This window comes from Prevotella conceptionensis 9403948 (genome assembly GCF_000312305.1).
Lineage (GTDB): Bacteria > Bacteroidota > Bacteroidia > Bacteroidales > Bacteroidaceae > Prevotella > Prevotella conceptionensis.
Genome location: NZ_HE999515.1, coordinates 1 through 731, shown reverse-complemented (window position 1 = coordinate 731; position 731 = coordinate 1). Strand labels below are relative to the sequence as shown.

1 pseudogene is annotated in these 731 nt (G+C 49.1%); it reads right to left on the bottom strand.

The features are described from left to right. Nucleotides 1–731: pseudogene (locus tag BN93_RS16035) on the bottom strand (RHS repeat domain-containing protein); the annotation flags it as partial.

Sequence of the window (731 nt, the reverse complement as noted above, 5' to 3'; positions counted from 1 at the left end):
CTCATACTTCGCACCCTTCGCCTCACCATTGGCCCTTATCAGGCGGTTAAGATCGTCATAGGCATAAGTGTGGTTGAAAGCACCGCCAAGTTTCGCTTTGCTGTTATGGCTATTGTTGTTATTACTATTGTTGTTATTACTATTGTTGTTATTATTACTATTGTTGTTATTATTACTATTGGCCTGTGTCGGGTCTACAGCATTGACAACGCCTAAGATATTATCCACAGCATCGTATTGGTACTTGTTGGTCATAATCGCCGTACCTGCTGCCGTGAGATTCATTTCTTGTAAGCGTTCGCGTTGTTTGTCGTAGGTGTAGGTGGTTTCCGTGCCGTTACCGAGCTTGGTATAGACGGTATGCCCGTCCTTGTCATAGCCCACCTTTTCTACGATGGTTTCTTCCTTTCCTTGTTTGTTGGACTTGACACTCGCGATTTGTCCTGCTGCATTGTAATGATAGGTAACTACCTCCCCGTCGGGATAGGTCATGGTGCGTACGCGGTTCCAGCTGTCGTACGTGGCGCCGTAGACATAGGTGCGCACGTCGGCGGTGCTCACCATCACCGAGCGAACCGTTTTTACTACCTCGCCTTGGTTGCCGTAATAATAGGCTTCGCCACCTGAAGCATCTTCCACGAGCACCAGCCTGCCTGCACGGTTGTACTTCTCGCCCGGCTTGCCATAGGTGTAGGTAACGCGGTTGAAGAGGTTCTTGGGATAGAGCACCT